Raw genomic sequence first — 18,018 nt, forward strand, 5'->3', positions numbered from 1 at the left:
TCGAATGCTGCCCGCGGGCTCAAAGCGTCGCATCCACTTTGGTTCCGGAAGCTAAGCTAATGGAGGAGAACGTTCCGGTAGAGGCAACCAGCCGGAAATTTACGCGTTGGGCCACATGGAGCACCGAATATGACCTCTGAAGCGAAACCCCGCATCTCTCACAACGCGCTTGTTCTCATCGGCGACGGCAAAAAGGCCCTCTTCCTCCGTAACAAAGGCACCCCGCAACAGCTCAATTTGGAAGTCGAGCACGTGCTTGAGCAGGAAAATCCGGCGACGCGCGAACAGGGAACCGATCGTCCCGGGCGGTCCGTCCAGAGCGTCGGCGCGGCCCGAAGCGCAATGGAGCAAGCCGACTGGCATTATATCGCCGAAGAGCGGTTCGCTGGCACCATTGCCGACGCGCTCTATCGGCTTGCCCATGGCAATCATTTCGAAAAATTGGTTGTGGTCGCACCGGCGAAAGTTCTGGGCAACCTTCGACAGGCCTTTCATGCCGAAGTGACAGAGCGGATCGTAGGCGAGATTCCGAAGCAGTTAACTTCCCATCCGATACCCGATATCGAAAGGCTGATGGCGGCTTAGCCGCTTACGGCCACCGCATTTCGCGGCGGCTTGCTCCCGGTCAGGTCACCGGACCGGGATTGAACAGCGCGAGCGCGTTGGTCAGCTTCCAGTGCTCGGCCCAGGTCTCGCGGCCGCTCGCCACGTCGAGGATCAGGCGGAAGATCTCCCAGCCGACGTCCTCAATCGTCGCATCGCCGGTCGCAATGCTGCCGGCGTCGACGTCGATCAGGTCGTGCCAGCGTTGCTTCAGCTCGCTGCGGGTCGAGACCTTGATGACCGGCACGGCGGCAAGTCCATAGGGCGTGCCGCGGCCGGTGGTGAAGACATGCAGCGTCATGCCGGAGGCCAATTGCAACGTACCGCAGACAAAATCGCTTGCCGGAGTCGCAGCAAAAATCAGCCCTTTTTGGCTGACACGTTCGCCCGGCGCAAGCACGCCCGCGATCGGGCTGGTGCCGGACTTGATCACCGAGCCCATCGCCTTCTCGACGATGTTGGAGAGGCCTCCCTTCTTGTTGCCCGGCGTGGTGTTGGCGCTGCGGTCGGCTTCGCCGCCGGCGAGATAGCGGTCATACCAGGCCATCTCGCGCACCAGCGCGTCGGCAACGTCCTGGGTCGCCGCGCGCGGCGTCAAGAGATGGATCGCGTCGCGCACCTCCGTCACTTCAGAGAACATCACGGTAGCGCCGGCGCGCACCAGCAGATCCGCAGCAAAACCCAGCGCAGGATTGGCAGTGACACCCGAGAACGCATCGCTGCCGCCGCATTGCATGCCGACAACCAGCGCCGAGGCCGGGCAGGTTTCACGGCGGCGCCGGTTCAAAATTTTGAGGCGCGCATCGGCCATCTGCACGATGTCCTCGACGATCTCGCCAAAGCCGGTGAGGCCTTCGTCCTGCATGCGCATGATTTCGTCATCGGCGCTCATGCCCTCGGGCAGCAGCAGTTCGGGCTGCAGCTTCTCGCAGCCTAGGCCAACGATCATCACCTCACCGCCGAAATTGGGATTGCGCGCCAGGTTCTGCAGCGTGCGGATCGGTACGGCTGCGCCCGGCGCGTTGATCGCGACGCCGCAGCCATAGGCATGCGTGACCGCAACGACGTCGTCGACGTTGGGATATTTCGGCAATAGCTCCTTGCGAATCCGCTCCAGTGCGAACTCGACCGTGCCGGCGACGCATTGCACGCTGGTCGAGATCGCGAGGATGTTGCGGGTGCCGACCGAACCGTCGGCATTGCGATAGCCTTCGAACGTGTAGCCTTCCAGCGGCGACAGCCGGATCGCGCCGCCGTTCGGCCTTGGCAGATTATCGAATAAGGGTGCGTCGGGCATTTGCACCAGCGATTCCTTGACCCAGCTCCCCTTAGTGATCGGCGCTGCGGCATGGCCGATGACCTCGCCGTAGCGGCGAATGGCTTCGCCTTCTCTGATATCGCCGAGGGCAACCTTGTGGCCTTGCGGGATCTGTTCGATCAGCCGCAGACCGCACGAGAATTCAGCGCCCGGATGCAGACCTCCGCGGTTCGCGACGATCGCGACGTTATCGTCCGCGTGCATGCGGATGTAGAGCGGTTTCGCGGTGACGGGCTGCATATCGAATCCTTGTTCGCGGGGGTATCAGGCAACGCGTAGCTGCGCTGTGTGAGTGAGGCAATCAAGGTCAAACCGCGCGCGCGATCAAGCAGCCCACGGGCAAGACGTCGGCCAGCTGAGGGCGCGGCCTCCTGGGGGGAGCAAATGATCGGCTGACATGGGCGCGGGCTTGGAACCAAATAGTCAAATAATATTACTAGTAAGGGCTAACCTTCCGTGAAATATTCCCAGCGCTGCCGCCAATGGACAGCGTAGAGGTGCTTTGATACCGATTTCGGTGATGCGAGGCACCCTGACAACATTTTTGGGAGAATGCGCCTCATGAACTCCAAAGCCCTCCTTGCGGCCACCGCCCTAGTCGCCATTACCCTCTCGCTGCCGGCAACCGCCGCCGAATTGACCGTCGGCTTCTCCCAGATCGGATCCGAATCCGGCTGGCGGGCGGCGGAGACTTCGGTCTCCAAATCGGAGGCAGCCAAGCGCAAGGTCACGCTCAAGATCGCCGACGCCCAGCAAAAGCAGGAGAACCAGATCAAGGCGATCCGTTCCTTCATCGCCCAGGGCGTCGACGCGATCTTCCTCGCGCCGGTCGTGTCGAGCGGCTGGGATGCGGTGTTGAAGGGGGCCAAGGAAGCCAAGATTCCGGTCGTGCTGCTCGACCGTGATATCGATCCGTCGGGCAAGGAGCTGTATCTCACAGCCGTCACCTCTGACAGCGTGCATGAAGGTGCGGTCGCCGGCGAATGGCTGGCGAAGACGGTAGCCGGGAAAGCATGCAGCGTCGTCGAGCTGCAGGGCACGGTCGGCGCGAGCGTCGCGACCAACCGCAAAAAGGGTTTTGACAGCGTCGTCGCCAAGAACGCCAACCTCAAGGTGGTGCGCAGCCAGACCGGTGACTTCACCCGCGCCAAGGGCAAGGAGGTGATGGAAAGCTTCATAAAGGCCGAAGGCGGCGGCAAGAATATCTGCGCGGTCTATGCCCACAACGACGACATGATGGTCGGCGCGATCCAGGCGATGAAGGAAGCCGGCCTCAAGCCGGGTAAGGACGTCCTGACGGTGTCGATCGATGCGGTGCCTGATATCTTCAAGGCCATCGCGGCCGGCGAGGCCAACGCCACAGTGGAACTGACGCCAAACATGGCGGGGCCGGCACTGGACGCCATCATGGCTTACAAGGCGAAGGGAACGGTGCCGCCGAAGTGGATCCAGACGGAATCGAAGCTGTACACGGCGGCCGACGATCCGCAGAAGATCTATGACAGCAAGAAGGGCCTCGGCTACTGACCGTCTGGCGTTGCGCCGCCGAGCCTCGCGTTAGCTCCGGCCCGGCGGCGAAAGCATTCTCGACGAATCCGCCTCATGAGGGGCACATGCCAGACGTTCGCGGTAGACGCGAACGTCGGTGGGAGTAATGCCGGCATGAATGCAGCTTCCGACCCGGGCCCGGCTCTGCTGGAAGTGCGGGGCCTGAGCAAGAGTTTTGGCACGCTGCGGGCTCTGCAGGAGGTGGATTTCACCTTGCGGGCCGGTCAAATCCACGCGCTGCTCGGCGAGAACGGCGCAGGCAAGTCGACGCTGATCAAGGCGGTGACCGGTGTCTTCCCGCGCGATGCCGGCATTGTCAGACTCAGTGGGAGCGAGGTTGCGCTGGGCTCGGCCAAGGCAGCGGTCGATGCGGGGATTGCGACCGTCTATCAGGAGGTCAATCTGCTCCTGAACTTGTCGGTGGCGCAAAACCTTTATCTCGGCAGGCAGCCGACGCGGTTCGGTCTGGTGCGAGAGGCCGAGATGCGCCGGAACGCCACCGCGCTGCTGGCCGAGTTCGATCTGCATATCGACGTCGCCGAGCCGCTCGGAACTTATTCGATCGCGGTTCAGCACATCACCGCGATCGCCCGCGCCGTCGACCAGTCGGCGCGCGTGCTGATCCTCGACGAGCCGACCGCGAGCCTCGATCGCCACGAAGTCGAGATCCTGTTCGCGGTGATGCGCAAGCTGGCCACGCGCGGGATCGGCGTCGTCTTCGTCACGCATTTCCTCGATCAGGTCTATGAGATCTGCGACCGCATCACGGTCCTGCGCAATGGCCGGTTGATCGGCGAGCGGAAGACGGCCGAACTGCCGCGGATCGAGTTGATCCGCATGATGCTCGGCCGCGAACTCGCCGAGACGACGAGTGAGCGCGCGGCAGCGCAGGTGCGGACAGCGGGGGAGCTCTGCGCGCGCTTCGAGGGTTACGGCAAGGCCGGCTATGTTGCGCCGTTCGATCTCGCGCTTCGCCGCGGCGAGGTGGTTGGCCTGGCCGGCCTGCTCGGATCGGGGCGCACCGAAACCGCGCGGCTGGTGTTTGGCGATGAGCGCGCCGATAGCGGCAGCGCCGCGGTCGATGGCAAGCCGGTCCGGCTGCAATCGCCGCGCGATGCAATTGCCCATGGCTTCGGCTATTGCCCCGAAGAGCGCAAGACCGAGGGCATCATTGCTGACCTTACCGTGCGCGAAAACATCGTGCTGGCGCTGCAGGCCAAGCGCGGCCTCGCAAAACCGCTGTCCCGCTCCGAACAGGACGAGATCGCGATGCGGTTCATCCGCCTGCTCGACATTCGCCCGCCGGAGCCGGAGCGGCCGATCGGGCTATTGTCGGGCGGCAACCAGCAGAAGGTGGTGCTCGCCCGCTGGCTCGCCACGGCGCCGCGCGTTCTGGTGCTGGACGAGCCGACCCGCGGCATCGATGTCGGTGCGCATGCCGAGATCATCCGCCTGATCCGCGAACTGTGCGACGACGGCCTGGCGCTCCTGGTGATTTCTTGCGAGCTCGACGAGATCGTGACCTATTCCGACCGGGTGATCGTGCTGCGCGATCGCGCCCATGTCGACGAGTTGGAAGGGGAAGCTATCGACATCTCCAACATTCTTGCGGCGATCGCCGCTAGCAGCACCATTGGCGCGGAAGTCGGGCAAGCCTGATGCCAAGCATGATGCGAAGACTGCTGCAAAGCCGTGGCCTCGCCCAGATTATCGCCTTGCTGGTGATCCTTGCGATCGACCGTGCGGTCTCGCCGCAATTCTTCGATCTGCGGATGCAGGACGGACGCCTGTTCGGCAGCCTGATCGACGTCTTGAACCGCGGCGCGCCGGTCGCGCTGCTTGCGCTCGGCATGGTGCTGGTCATCGCCACGCGCGGTATCGATCTGTCGGTGGGAGCGGTCATGGCGATTGCCGGCGCCATTGCCGCGAGTTTGGCGGACGCCTACGGCCTGCCGCTGGCGCTTGCCGCCGCGCTCGGCGCCGGATTGCTGTGCGGGCTGTGGAACGGCTTTCTCGTTGCGGTGCTCGGCATCCAGCCGATCGTCGCCACTCTGATCCTGATGGTGGCGGGCCGCGGCGTTGCGCAGCTCATTACCGAGGGGCGGATCGTCACTTTCACGGCGCCCGATCTGGTCTGGCTCGGTAACGGCGCCGTGCTCGGCGTGCCGACGCCGGTCGTGGTCGTTCTCGGCATGCTGGTTGTCACCGGTGCGGTGGTCCGTGGCTCGGCGCTCGGCCTGTTGATCGAGGCGACCGGCGGCAACGCAAGGGCCAGCGAACTGGCGGGGATCCGCACCCGCGGCATGATCCTCGCGGTCTATGTCTGGTGCGGCCTGTGCGCGGCGCTTGCCGGCGTTATCGCTGCCGCCGACATCATGGGCGCGGACGCCAACAATGCCGGGCTCTGGCTCGAGCTCGATGCCATTCTGGCCGTCGTGATCGGCGGCACTTCGCTGTTCGGCGGACGCTTTAGCCCGGTGCTGGCGATGGTCGGCGCGTTGATTATCCAGGCCATGAACACCGGGATTTTGCTGTCGGGCTATCCGCCGGAGTTCAATCTCCTGGTCAAGGCGGCCGTCGTGTTGATCGTCCTGCTGCTGCAGTCGCCGCGCTTCGCCAGCGCCGGGGCCGTGCTGTGGAGGGCGCAACAATGAGGCGGCTGCCGCCGGTCGCGATAACGGCCATCGTTTTCGTCGTCGGATTTGCGCTCTGCACGGCGCAATTCCCCAATTTCGCTTCCACCCGCGTGGCGGCCAATCTGCTGACCGACAATGCCTTTCTCGGTATCGTCGCCACCGGCATGACCTTCGTGATCATTTCCGGGGGCATCGACCTGTCGGTCGGCTCGGTGATCGGCTTCACCACCGTCTTCGTCGCGCTGGCGATCGAGCGCCTCGGCGTGCCGCCGCTGGTCGCCTTCGCCGCGATCCTCTTGCTATGCGCCGCGTTTGGCGCGGCCATGGGCGCTATCATCCACGTCTTCGACATGCCGCCCTTCATCGTCACGCTGGCCGGCATGTTCCTCGCCCGCGGAGCCAGCTTCCTGATGTCGACGGAATCGACGCCGATATCAGCGCCGCTCTATTCGACGGTGTCGGATTTCGCCCTGCGGCTCCCCGGGGGAGGCCGGCTCACCGCCATTGCCTTGATCATGCTCGCCGTGGTCGCGGCGGGCGCCGTGCTGCTGCATTTCACCCGCTTCGGGGCCAACGTCTATGCGCTCGGCGGCAGCCGCGCGACCACCGCGCTGATGGGCATACCGGTCGGATCGATGACGGTGCGCATCTACATGCTGTCGAGCGTGCTTGCGGGGCTCGCCGGCATTGTGTTCTCCTTCTACACTGCGGCGGGCTACTCCTTGTCCGCGGTCGGCGTCGAACTCGATTCGATCGCGGCCGTGGTGATCGGCGGCACCTTGCTGACCGGCGGTCAGGGCACGGTGGTCGGCACGTTGCTCGGCGTGCTGATTCAGGGCCTGATCCAGACCTACATCAATTTCGATGGAACCTTGTCGAGCTGGTGGACCAAGATCGTGACCGGTATCCTGCTTTTCGCTTTCATCGCGCTGCAGCAGGCCATGCTCGATATCGCCCGCCGCGCCGGCCCCCGTAAGACAGGAGTTCTCAAATCATGACCTCCCGGCTTGTCGTCATCCCGACGCGGCGCGCGCATTCCAACCACGCCGAGGTCGCCCGCAGCATCGGCGTCGACATCATCGCGGGGCGTTACGCCGAAGGGGTCCGCCTTCCGGGCGACGCCGAACTCACGGCGATGTTCGGCGTTTCCCGGCCGGTCTTGCGCGAGAGCGTCAAAACCCTGGTCGCCAAGGGGTTGCTCACCACCAAGGCGCGGGTCGGCACCGTTGTGCGCGAGCGCGGCGCCTGGAACATGTTCGACGCCGATGTGCTGGCCTGGCATCTTGATGCCGGCATCGACCGGCGCTTTCTCAACGATCTCGCCGAAATCAGGCTCGCGGTCGAACCGCGCGCTGCCGCGCTGGCGGCAGCCCGGCGCTCGGAAGCCGACATCGCCGAACTGAACCGGAGCATGGAGCGGATGCGGCGTGAGGCTTCCGACTCCGTCGGTTTTGCCGACGGCGATCTTGCCCTGCATCTGGCCGTCGCCAACGCGTCTGGCAATCTGTTCATGCGCTCGATCGGCAACGTCATCGAGGCGGCATTGCGCGCTTCGTTCCTGCTCAGCGCCCCGGTCGAAACGCAGGACCGCGAGACCGTGCTGCTGTGGCATCAGCGCATCGTCGGTGCGATCGCCAGCGGCGATGCCGAGGCTGCCACAGCAGCCATGACCGAGGTGATCCACAACGGATTACGCCGTCATGAGGACGTTTCGCCATCGTCCGGCGCCGCGCCTGCGGTCTCCGCGGTGGTCGAACCTGGAGAGCAATCATGAACCCGCTTCGCGTCGCCATCGTCGGCTTCGGCAAGATCGCACGCGACCAGCACGTGCCGGCGATTGCTGCAACCGACGGCGTGGAGCTGGTCGCCGTCGCGAGCCGCAATGCCTCGCTTCCCGGCGTGGCGCATGCGGCGACGCTCGATGAGCTCCTGCGCGACGGTCCGCCGATCGACGCGGTAGCGCTTTGCACCCCGCCGCAGGTTCGCCAGGCGCAGGCGACGATGGCGCTTGCCGCGGGCAAGCACGTGATGCTGGAAAAGCCGCCCGGCGCCACGGTGGCTGAGATCAATCCGCTCGTGACCGCCGCGAGGACCGCGCGACGCACGCTGTTCGCCACATGGCACTCGCGCTTCGCTCCGGCTGTCGAGCCTGCGCGGCAATTGCTGGCCGGCCGGAAAGTCACGGCTGTCCAAATTGCCTGGAAGGAAGACGTGCGGGTCTGGCATCCCGGACAGGCCTGGATCTTCGAGCCGGGCGGGCTCGGCGTGTTCGACCCCGGCATCAACGCGCTTTCGATCCTGACGCGTATTTTGCCGCAGCCATTGTTCGTGACCTCGGCCGATCTCGCGTTCCCCGCCAATCGCGACGCGCCGATCGCCGCGACTCTTGCACTCAGTGACGCGCAGGGGCTGAAGATCACGGCAGAGTTCGACTTCCGCCAGACCGGCCCGCAAAGCTGGGACATCCATCTCGATACCGACGGCGGTCCCGTCACCCTGTCCATGGGCGGGGCAAGATTGAGGGCAGAGGGCAAACAAATCGTAGATGCCGCGGACGCTGAATATGCCGGGCTCTATCACCGCTTTCGCGAACTCGCCGCAACCGGCGACAGCGACGTCGATCTTGCGCCGCTGCAACTCGTCGCCGACGCGTTCCTGCTGGGGCGCCGCCGCACGGTTGAGCCATTCGAGGACGAGACATGAACACGCTGTCGCGCGTGGCGCGCTCCCGCTTTGGTGTCCTGCCCGATGGCAGCGAAGTCGAGCGCATCGTCTTGCAATGCGATGGCGGAATGGAAGCGCGCATCATCACCTATGGCGCAAGCCTGCAGGCCTTGCTGGTGCCTGACGTCGCCGGACGTCGCGACGACATCGTGCTCGGTCACGACGCCTTCGAGGGATATCTCGCCCGGCGGCAGTTCTTCGGCGCCACCGTCGGGCGTTACGCCAACCGTATCGCCGGCGCGCGCTTTGTGCTCGATGGCACTGAGGTGCAGCTCGCGGCCAACAACGGCCCCAATGCGTTGCATGGCGGGCTGGAGGGCTTCGATCGCCGCAACTGGCGGATTGCCGGGATCGAGGACGGAGACCGTCCGGCCGTAACGCTCGCCTACACCAGCGCCGATGGCGAGGAGGGATATCCCGGCGCGCTCGACGTAGAGGTGACCTGGCGTCTCACCGGGCCGATGGAACTGTCTCTCGACATGACGGCGCGAACCGATCGTCCCACCGTGGTCAATCTCACCAATCACAGCTTTTTCAATCTGGCGGGTGCGTCCGGCCAGAACGTCCTAGATCATCGCCTCACCGTGGCGGCGGATCACTTCCTTGCCGTCGATGCCGGCGCGATCCCGCTGCCGCAGCCGCCCACTGCGGTTGCCGGTACGCCGTTCGACTTCCGTACAGGCATCGAGATCGGCGCGCGGATCCGCAACGACCATCCGCAGCTCCGTCTTGGCCGTGGTTATGATCATAATTTCTGCCTCGCGCCGCCAAGTGGCGAGCCTCGCTTCGCCGCGCGGCTCGCAGCGCCAGCATCCGGCCGCGTGCTCGAACTGTTCACCAACCAGCCCGGCCTGCAGGTCTATTCCGGAAACTTTCTCGACGGCTCCACCGCTGGAAAAGGCGGCCGCCTGTATCGGCAGTCCGATGCGATCTGCCTCGAGCCGCACGCGTGGCCCGATACGCCCAACCGGCCGGACTTCCCGACGGCACGGCTTTCGCCGGGCGAGGTCTATCGCCATTCCACGCTGTATCGCTTCATGCATGCGATCGAGGGCGCAATCGGGACACAATCCGCGGTAGAGTTGCCCGGGGAGAGCGGGCGATGATTGGTGGTTGCAAAAAGGAAGAGGTGCCGACGACAGTTCTCTGCAGCGAGCGGTGCCATCTTGGCGAAGGGCCGACCTACGACGTCGCCACCGATACCGCCTGGTGGTTCGATATCATCGGGCGCCGGCTGTTCGAGGCGCAGCTCGATACCGGGCGGACCACGATCCATTCCCTCGGTGTGATGGGCAGCGCGCTTGGGCGGATCGACGCGCATCGCCAGTTGCTCGTCGCGGATGACGGTCTCTATGTCCGCGATACGACGGAAGGACGGATGACGCTGTACCGGCCGCTGGAAGCCGACAATGCCGCGACGCGTTCGAACGATGCACGGGTGCACCCGTCCGGCACCTTCTGGGTCGGCACCATGGGCCGCCAGGCCGAGCGCGGACTGGGCGCCATCTATGCGCTGCATCGCGGCGAGCTATCGCGCCTTTATGATCACATCACGATTCCCAACGCGATCTGCTTCTCGCCGGATGGGACCGTCGGCTATTTCGCCGACACCAGTGATAACGTGCTGTTCCGCGTCGAGCTCGATGCGGCGACTGGCCTGCCGCGCCGAGAGCCGAGCGCGCTAGTTACCCGGCGGGGCGGCGGCGGCATCGACGGTGCGGTGGTCGATGCCGACGGGCTGATCTGGAACGCACGCTGGGGTGGCGGCTGCATTGACGTCTACAGCCCTCAAGGCGAGCATCTGCGCAGTCTCCGCGTTCCGGCACGGCAATCGAGTTGTCCCGCTTTTGTCGGCCAAGATTTTTCGCGCCTGCTCGTTACCTCGGCCTGGCAGGGGATGGGGGAGGACGCGAAACGCGCCGACCCCGATCATGGCCGCACCTTCCTGCTCGACGTTGCGGCGCGCGGCCGCCCCGAACCAGACGTCAAACTTGCAACGGCTTGATGGAGGAATACGAGGCGCGGCACAAACGCGCAGAGCGACTGAGTTTCGAGAACCGCAGCCAGCGGTCTGAAAATCCAGGAATCACAGATCCTCGGTGATCAAGGGAGAGAAGCATGATTAGTCTGAAAACCACACTGTCGGCCTTGGCGCTGGCAGCGACCATGGCCACGACGGCGGTGACCGGCACGTTCGCGCAAAGCAAGGGGACTGTCGGCATCGCGATGCCGACCAAATCGTCGGCTCGCTGGATCGACGACGGCAACAACATCGTCAAGATCCTGAAGGAGCGTGGCTACGGCACCGACCTGCAATATGCCGAGGATGACATCCCGAACCAGCTCTCGCAGGTCGAGAACATGGTGACCAAGGGCGCCAAGGTGCTCGTGATCGCGGCGATCGACGGCACCACACTGTCCGACGTGTTGAAGCAGGCCAAGGCCAAGGGGATCATCGTGATCGCCTATGACCGGTTGATCCGCGACACGCCCAATGTCGACTACTATGCCACCTTCGACAATTTTCAGGTCGGCGTGCTGCAGGCCCAATCGATCGAGCAGGCGCTGGGCTTGAAGGAAGGCAAGGGGCCCTTCAACATCGAACTGTTCGGCGGCTCGCCGGACGACAACAACGCTTACTTCTTCTACAACGGCTCGATGTCGGTGCTGCAGCCCTACATCGACAACGGCAAGCTGGTGATTGGCAGCGGCCAGAAGGGCATGGACAAGGTCTCGACGCTGCGCTGGGACGGCGCCACCGCCCAGGCGCGGATGGACAACCTCCTGAGCGCGTTCTACGGCCGCAAGCGGGTCGACGCGGTGCTCTCGCCCTATGACGGCCTCTCCATCGGCATTCTCTCGTCGCTGAAGGGGATCGGCTACGGCAGCGGCAACATGCCGATGCCGATCGTCAGCGGCCAGGATGCCGAGGTGCCGTCGATCAAATCGATGCTGCGCGGCGAGCAGTATTCGACCATCTTCAAGGACACCCGCGATCTCGCCCGCGTCACCGCCGACATGGTGGACGCAGCCCTCAGCGGCAAGGAAGTCACCGTCAACGATACCAAGACCTACAATAACGGCGTCAAGGTAGTACCGTCCTATCTCCTGAAGCCCGTCGTCGTCGACAAGAGCAACTGGGAGAAGGTGCTGATCGACAGCGGCTACTACAAGCGTTCGCAGATCGACTAAAGAGGGATGGCGGCGCCGGTCATCGCCGGCGCCGCCACCTGCCCGTATCCGACCGCAGACAAGGACGTGATGGCGCGATGACCGCAATTCTCGAAATGCGCGGCGTAAGCAAAAGCTTTGCCGGCGTGCAGGCCCTGCGCGACGTCAACTTCACGGTAGAGGCGGGGCAGATCCACGCGCTGGTCGGCGAGAATGGCGCCGGCAAATCGACCCTGATGAAGGTCCTCAGCGGCGTTTATCCCGACGGCGATTACGAAGGCAGCATCATATTCGACGGCGAGGAGCGGCGCTTTCGCGACGTCAATGATTCCGAGGCGCTCGGCATCATCATCATCCATCAGGAGCTGGCGCTGGTTCCGCTGATGTCGATTGCGGAGAACATCTTCCTGTCGCATCCGCCCTCGCGGCTCGGCGTGATCGACCGCGACACGGTTTACCGCCGCACCCAGGAACTGCTGGCCCAGGTCGGCCTCACGGAGATGCCCGATACGCTGGTGACGGACCTCGGCGTCGGCAAGCAGCAACTGGTGGAGATCGCCAAGGCCTTATCCAAGAGGGTGCGATTGCTGATTCTCGACGAGCCGACCGCCAGCCTGAACGAGAACGACAGCGCTGCATTGCTGGACCGGCTGCTTGCCTTCCGCGCCCAGGGCATCGCCTCGATCCTGATCTCGCACAAATTATCGGAGGTCGCCCGCGTCGCCGACCGGATCACGGTGCTGCGCGACGGTCGCACCGTCGACAGCATCGATTGCCGGGCCGAGCCGGTGGAAGAGGACCGGATCATCCGAAGCATGGTCAATCGCGACCTTGCGCATCGCTTTCCGCAACGCACCGCAACCATCGGCGCACCGGTCTTCGCCGTGCAGGACTGGACGGTGCATCACCCGCTGCACAGGGACCGCCGGGTTATCAAGGGCGTCGATTTCGAAGTCCGGCGCGGCGAGGTGGTTGGGATCGCCGGGCTGATGGGCGCCGGCCGTACCGAGTTCGCCATGAGCCTGTTCGGCCGCGCCTGGGGCGAGCGGATCAGCGGGCGTATCTGGCTCGACGGAAGGGAGGTCAACCTGACGAGCGTGGCTGCGGCGATCGACGCCGGCCTTGCTTACGTCACCGAGGATCGCAAGGAGCTCGGCCTGATCCTGGATGCCGACGTCCGCAAGAACATCACGCTGGCGAGCCTTGGCCGCGTGGCGCGGCAGGGCAGGATCGATGACATGTCCGAGCTGCGTGTCGCGAGCGAGTACCGCAACCGGATGCGGATTCGCTGTTCCGACGTCTATCAGGTGACCGGGCAGCTCTCGGGCGGCAATCAGCAGAAGGTGGTGTTGTCGAAATGGCTGATGACCGATCCGAAAGTATTAATCCTCGACGAGCCTACGCGCGGCATCGATGTCGGGGCAAAATACGAAATCTATTGTATCATCAACGAGCTTGCCGAGGCAGGCAAGGGCGTGGTGATGATCTCGTCGGAAATGCCGGAATTGCTGGGGGTCTGCGATCGTATCTGCGTGATGAATGATGGCGCCTTCGTCGGAGAATTCGCCGCCGCCGAGGCCACCCAGGAAAGGATCATGCGCGCCATCATGCGCAACAAGGAAATCGACAAGAAGGTACTTCAGGGAGACTTGCGGCCATGACCGACAAGACGGTTGCGCTGCCCGGGCACGCCGGCTTCATCAAGAACAATTTGCGCAACTACGGCATGCTGCTGTCGCTGTTTGCGATCATGTTGTTCTTCCAGGTCATGACCGACGGCACGCTGCTGCAGCCGCTGAACCTGACCAATCTGGTGCTGCAGAACAGCTACATCGTGATCATGGCGCTCGGCATGCTCTTGATCATCGTCACCGGCCACATCGACCTGTCGGTCGGCTCGATCGCAGGCTTTGTCGGCGCCGTCGCAGCCGTGCTGATGGTGCGCTATCACATTGCCTATCCGCTGGCCTTCATTGCCTGCTTGCTGGTGGGCGCCCTGATCGGCGCCGCGCAAGGCTATTGGGTTGCTTATTTCAAGATCCCGTCCTTTATCGTGACGCTGGCCGGCATGCTGGTGTTCAAGGGGCTTGCGCTTGCCATCCTGGCGGGTCAGTCGGTCGGGCCATTTCCGCCGACTTTCCAGAAACTGTCCTCGGGCTTCATCCCGGAACTGTTTCCCGGCGCCGGCACGCTTTATCTGACGTCGCTGTTGATCGGCGCGGTATTGGCGGTGGCCCTGGTCTATACCAGTGCCAAGAGCCGGGCGCGGCAGGCCTCGCACGGCATCGAGGTCGAGCCGTTTGGTTTCTTCGTCGCCAAGAGCGCGGTGCTGTTCGCCGTGATCGTGTTCTTCGCCGGCCTGATCGCCTCGCATCGCGGCCTGCCCAACGTGCTGGTGATCATGACGGCGCTGATCGCGCTCTACGGCTTCGTTACCACCCGCACCGTGATCGGCCGCCACATCTATGCCATCGGCGGCAACGCCAGGGCCGCCAGCCTGTCCGGCATCAAGACCGAACGGCTGACGTTCCTGACCTTCGTCAATATGGGCGTGCTGGCGGCTCTCGCCGGTCTCGTGTTCGCCGCGCGGCTCAATACGGCGACGCCGAAGGCCGGCGCCGGCTTCGAACTCGACGTCATCGCGGCCTGTTTCATCGGCGGCGCGTCAGCCTATGGCGGCGTGGGCAAGGTCGGTGGCGCCGTGATCGGCGCCATGATCATGGGCGTCATGAACAACGGCATGTCCATCCTCGGCATCGGCATCGACTACCAGCAGGTGATCAAGGGCCTGGTGCTGCTCGGCGCGGTCTGCCTGGACGTCTACAATCAGCGGCGATAGGGCGCTGCGGCTAGGCCGCCGCCAGCTCCCGCTTCGCGAACTCGCTGGTCTTGAGACGCGCGACGAGTGCCGCCACTTCCTCGGTCTCGGCGGGCGTCAGGTCCGTCAGTGGCGAACGGACATGGCCGCTGTCACGGCCGATCACCTTCATCCCCGCCTTGATGATCGAGACGGCATAGCCGCGTTTGCGGTTGCGGATCGCGATCAGGGGGAGGATGAAATCGCGCAACCCGGCCTGCACCGTCTCGCGGTCGCGGCGCCGCACGGCCGCGTAGAACTTGGTCGAGAACTCCGGGACGAAGTTGAATACCGCGGAGGAATAAGTGGTTACGCCCATTTCCAGATAAGGCAGTGCAAAGGTCTCGGCCGTCGGCAATCCGCCGACATAGGTCAGCCGGTTGCCCATGCGCAGGTGGATGCGGGTCATCAGCTCGATGTCGCCGATGCCGTCCTTGTAGCCGACCAGATTGGGGCAGCGCTGGCACAGTCTCTCCAGCGTATCCTCGTTCACGATCGCATTGTCGCGGTTGTAGACGATGACACCGAGCTTGGTGGCGTTGCACACCGCTTCGACATGGGCCGCCAGTCCTTCCTGTTCCGAAAAGACCAGATAGGGCGGTAGCAGCAGCAAACCGTCGGCGCCGGCCGCCTCGACCCCAATGGCAAGTTGCGTCGCCATCGCGGTGCCATGGCCGATCCCGGCGAGCACCGGCACGCGTCCCTTGGTCTCGTCCACAGCCGTTGCCACGACCTTCGCGACCTCGGCCGGGCTCAGCGAGAAGAATTCGCCGGTGCCGCCGGCGGCAAACAGACCCGCCACCTCATACCCGCACAGCCAGTCGAGATTGGAGCGGTAGCGGGTCTCGTTGAACGTGTTGTCGGGCCGAAACGGTGTGACGGGAAACGACAGCAGGCCATCGCCGATCCGGCTGGCCATCTCCTTGGGGGTCATCCTGCTCATGCTCTGATCCTTCAGCGGCTTACGCCAAAGGATTAATGCAAGATGCTCACGGACGGAGACCCAATCACTGTATCAATCGATCCATTGATTGGATCGAGCCGGGTTGGCCGGCAAGGTCTCGGGCAATGCCGGCAATGACGGGGAGAAGCCGATTGTCATTGTCGCCGCGCCGGACAAAGAACAACTCGGCCGGCCGCTGCCACTGCATCAGGACGGGCCGCAACACTACACCGCTGAAGCGCAGATTCGCCGCGGTCTCGGGGACTAACGCCACGCCGACACCCGAATGCACCATGGCAAGGATCGAATGGATCTGCGCAAGATGCTGCGCGTAATTCGGCACTAGATTTGCGCGTGAGAACAGCTCGACCAGGAGATCGTGGAAATAGCGGGCTTCATATGGCTCGTACATGATGAAGGGCTCGCTTGCGAGATCCTCCAGACGTGGCTCGTCCGCCTGAGCGAGCGGATGGTCGCTCGGCAGTGCCGCGACCAGCGGTTCCGCCGTCACGCGGAAGGCGTCAAGGCCACCGCGCGGTATCGGCGGGCGGAGCAGGCCGACATCGATCTCGCCGGAATCGAGCCGCTTGAGCTGGTCGCTGGAGACCATTTCCTTCAGCGATATCTCGATATCGGGAAGTTCACGCCGGCAGGCCGCGACCAGCGCCGGCACGTAGCTGTAGGCGGATGTGGCCGTGAAGCCGATATTGATCGATCCGGCCTTGCCACTTGCCATCCGCCGGGCCAGCACGGCCGCGCTTTCCGCCAGCTTGAGGAGATGCCGCGCATCGATCAGAAAACGCTGCCCCGCCGGCGTCAGCCGGACGGCGCGGTTGCTGCGCTCCAGTAGCGTCACATCGAGGACGCGTTCGAGAATCTGGATCTGTCGGCTGAGCGGCGGCTGCGTCATGTTCAGCCGCTGCGCCGCGCGCCCGAAATGCAGTTCTTCCGCAACTGCAACAAAGCAGCGCAACTGGCTCAGCTCAAACATGAAACCTGCATTTTCAACCTGAGACGAAGGGCCGGTGACCGGCCGGATGTCCGACTTCTACCGGCTGATGCGCGGCCGATCCATCCAAAAAAGGTATCGACCTATCCGCAGACTAATTCATAGGCCGCCCTGCCCATGACCTATCATTCCTCCACAACGCTGCCTCGAAGGTCTGCAGCCTGCCGGTGAAAACGGCGGGATCGCGCTGAATTGCGCTTTGAAACGGAGGAACGACCGATGTCTATGCCATCTCTCGCCCGGGCGATTGCCGCCGCTGTCCTTACGGTCTGTGCCTTGGCGCCAAGCGGAGCTTGGCGCTCAGAATTTTGAGCGGCCCGTGCGGCTGATCGTGCCGTTTGCTCCCGGCGGCACCTCGGATATTCTGGCGCGCCTAATCAGCCCAAAACTATCCGCCGCCATCGGTCAGTCGGTCGTGGTCGAGAACAAGCCGGGCGCAGCGGGCAATCTCGGGGCCGATGCCGTCGCCAAGGCGCAGCCCGACGGCCACACGCTGTTGCTGATGGATGTCGGATCGCTGGCGACGGCGCCCAGCCTGTTCTCCGATCTCACTTTCGACGTTCAGAAGGACCTCGCGCCCATTTCCATGGTGATGTTCGGCCCCTACGTCCTGGCTGTCCATGAATCGGTCCCGGCGAAGACGTCCAAGGAGCTGATCGAATACGCCAAGGCCAATCCGAACAAGCTCACCGTCGCCAATTCCGGCGTCGGCGGCGCCAATCATATCACCGCCGTGGTGATGGCGAAGGAACTGGGAATTCAGTGGAAGAACGTTCCCTACAAGGGCGGGGCCGCTGCCTCGCGCGCCGTGGTGTCCGGGGAGAGCGGCGTGATCATCAACGGCGCTGCGGCGACGATGCCCTTTGTGACAAACAAGCAGCTTGTCGGACTTGCCGTCACCGGCGAGCAGCGTATTGCCTCGGCTCCCGATCTGCCGACTTTCAAGGAGGCGGGCCTGCCCGGCGGCGACGCCGGGACTTGGCAGGGCATCCTGACTACCGGTGGCACGCCGCCCGCCATGGTCGCGCGATTGAACGCCGAAATCCGCAAGATCCTGGAGCTGCCCGAGATTCAGCAGAAGATCGCCGAGCAGGGTGGCGTGGTGCGCGGCCAATCGCCGGAGGAATTCCGCAACTGGCTCAAGGACGCGACGACGCGCTGGGGCACGATCATTCGCGAGGCCGGCATCAAGGGCAGCTAAGGGTGGGC

The 18,018-nt window shown here is 64.1% G+C and carries 16 protein-coding genes; 13 read left to right on the forward strand and 3 right to left on the reverse strand.

Annotation, left to right across the window (positions count from 1 at the left end; translation table 11 throughout):
- Positions 1-129: 129 nt before the first annotated feature.
- Positions 130-585 (forward strand): host attachment family protein, encoded by a 456-nt coding sequence (locus CQ13_RS37225; protein ID WP_057847726.1) that lies wholly within the window; start codon positions 130-132, stop codon positions 583-585.
- 40 nt (positions 586-625) lie between these two features.
- On the opposite strand, the gene garD is transcribed toward CQ13_RS37225, so the two are convergent.
- Complete coding sequence (gene garD / locus CQ13_RS37230; RefSeq protein ID WP_057847727.1) at positions 626-2,161, reverse strand: galactarate dehydratase; 1,536 nt, start codon at positions 2,159-2,161, stop codon at positions 626-628.
- A 321-nt stretch (positions 2,162-2,482) separates the two neighbouring features.
- On the opposite strand from garD, the gene ytfQ reads away from it, so the two are divergent.
- The 11 genes from ytfQ (at position 2,483) to mmsB (ending at position 14,839) form a co-directional block, all read left to right on the forward strand.
- Positions 2,483-3,448: a galactofuranose ABC transporter, galactofuranose-binding protein YtfQ gene (gene ytfQ, locus CQ13_RS37235; protein ID WP_057847728.1), complete on the forward strand. Its 966-nt coding sequence runs from the start codon at positions 2,483-2,485 to the stop codon at positions 3,446-3,448.
- Positions 3,449-3,583: 135 nt separating this feature from the next.
- Positions 3,584-5,128, forward strand: coding sequence for a sugar ABC transporter ATP-binding protein (locus CQ13_RS37240; RefSeq protein WP_057847729.1), 1,545 nt, complete (start codon positions 3,584-3,586; stop codon positions 5,126-5,128).
- 11 nt (positions 5,129-5,139) lie between these two features.
- Entirely contained in the window at positions 5,140-6,123 is a 984-nt protein-coding gene (locus tag CQ13_RS37245) for an ABC transporter permease (RefSeq protein WP_057847845.1), read from the forward strand.
- Positions 6,120-7,103, forward strand: coding sequence for a galactofuranose ABC transporter, permease protein YjfF (gene yjfF, locus CQ13_RS37250; protein ID WP_057847730.1), 984 nt, complete (start codon positions 6,120-6,122; stop codon positions 7,101-7,103). Before CQ13_RS37245 ends, yjfF begins: the two co-directional genes overlap by 4 nt.
- On the forward strand, positions 7,100-7,879 hold the full coding sequence (locus tag CQ13_RS37255) for a FadR/GntR family transcriptional regulator (protein WP_057847731.1): 780 nt from the start codon (positions 7,100-7,102) through the stop codon (positions 7,877-7,879). Before yjfF ends, CQ13_RS37255 begins: the two co-directional genes overlap by 4 nt.
- Positions 7,876-8,808: a Gfo/Idh/MocA family protein gene (locus tag CQ13_RS37260; RefSeq protein WP_057847732.1), complete on the forward strand. Its 933-nt coding sequence runs from the start codon at positions 7,876-7,878 to the stop codon at positions 8,806-8,808. Before CQ13_RS37255 ends, CQ13_RS37260 begins: the two co-directional genes overlap by 4 nt.
- Complete coding sequence (locus CQ13_RS37265; protein WP_057847733.1) at positions 8,805-9,935, forward strand: aldose epimerase family protein; 1,131 nt, start codon at positions 8,805-8,807, stop codon at positions 9,933-9,935. The genes CQ13_RS37260 and CQ13_RS37265 overlap by 4 nt, the downstream gene beginning before the upstream one ends.
- On the forward strand, positions 9,932-10,834 hold the full coding sequence (locus CQ13_RS37270) for an SMP-30/gluconolactonase/LRE family protein (RefSeq protein WP_057847734.1): 903 nt from the start codon (positions 9,932-9,934) through the stop codon (positions 10,832-10,834). The genes CQ13_RS37265 and CQ13_RS37270 overlap by 4 nt, the downstream gene beginning before the upstream one ends.
- Before the next feature lie 113 nt (positions 10,835-10,947).
- A complete protein-coding gene (gene chvE / locus CQ13_RS37275) occupies positions 10,948-12,021 on the forward strand; it encodes a multiple monosaccharide ABC transporter substrate-binding protein (RefSeq protein ID WP_057847735.1) in 1,074 nt (357 codons plus the stop codon).
- 77 nt (positions 12,022-12,098) lie between these two features.
- Complete coding sequence (mmsA, locus tag CQ13_RS37280) at positions 12,099-13,661, forward strand: multiple monosaccharide ABC transporter ATP-binding protein (protein WP_057847736.1); 1,563 nt, start codon at positions 12,099-12,101, stop codon at positions 13,659-13,661.
- A complete protein-coding gene (gene mmsB / locus CQ13_RS37285) occupies positions 13,658-14,839 on the forward strand; it encodes a multiple monosaccharide ABC transporter permease (protein ID WP_057847737.1) in 1,182 nt (393 codons plus the stop codon). The genes mmsA and mmsB overlap by 4 nt, the downstream gene beginning before the upstream one ends.
- 10 nt (positions 14,840-14,849) lie before the next feature.
- Here mmsB and kdgD read toward each other — a convergent pair whose 3' ends face one another.
- Both kdgD and CQ13_RS37295 read right to left on the reverse strand, forming a co-directional pair.
- A complete protein-coding gene (kdgD, locus tag CQ13_RS37290) occupies positions 14,850-15,800 on the reverse strand; it encodes a 5-dehydro-4-deoxyglucarate dehydratase (RefSeq protein ID WP_057847738.1) in 951 nt (316 codons plus the stop codon).
- 64 nt (positions 15,801-15,864) lie between these two features.
- Positions 15,865-16,791: a LysR family transcriptional regulator gene (locus CQ13_RS37295; RefSeq protein ID WP_057847739.1), complete on the reverse strand. Its 927-nt coding sequence runs from the start codon at positions 16,789-16,791 to the stop codon at positions 15,865-15,867.
- A 337-nt stretch (positions 16,792-17,128) separates the two neighbouring features.
- On the opposite strand from CQ13_RS37295, the gene CQ13_RS37300 reads away from it, so the two are divergent.
- Positions 17,129-18,010 carry a Bug family tripartite tricarboxylate transporter substrate binding protein gene (locus CQ13_RS37300; RefSeq protein ID WP_245309586.1) on the forward strand — a complete coding sequence of 294 codons (882 nt, stop codon included), beginning with the start codon at positions 17,129-17,131 and terminating at the stop codon, positions 18,008-18,010.
- Positions 18,011-18,018 lie beyond the last annotated feature (8 nt).

This window comes from Bradyrhizobium retamae, assembly GCF_001440415.1.
GTDB classification, from domain to species: Bacteria; Pseudomonadota; Alphaproteobacteria; order Rhizobiales; family Xanthobacteraceae; genus Bradyrhizobium; species Bradyrhizobium retamae.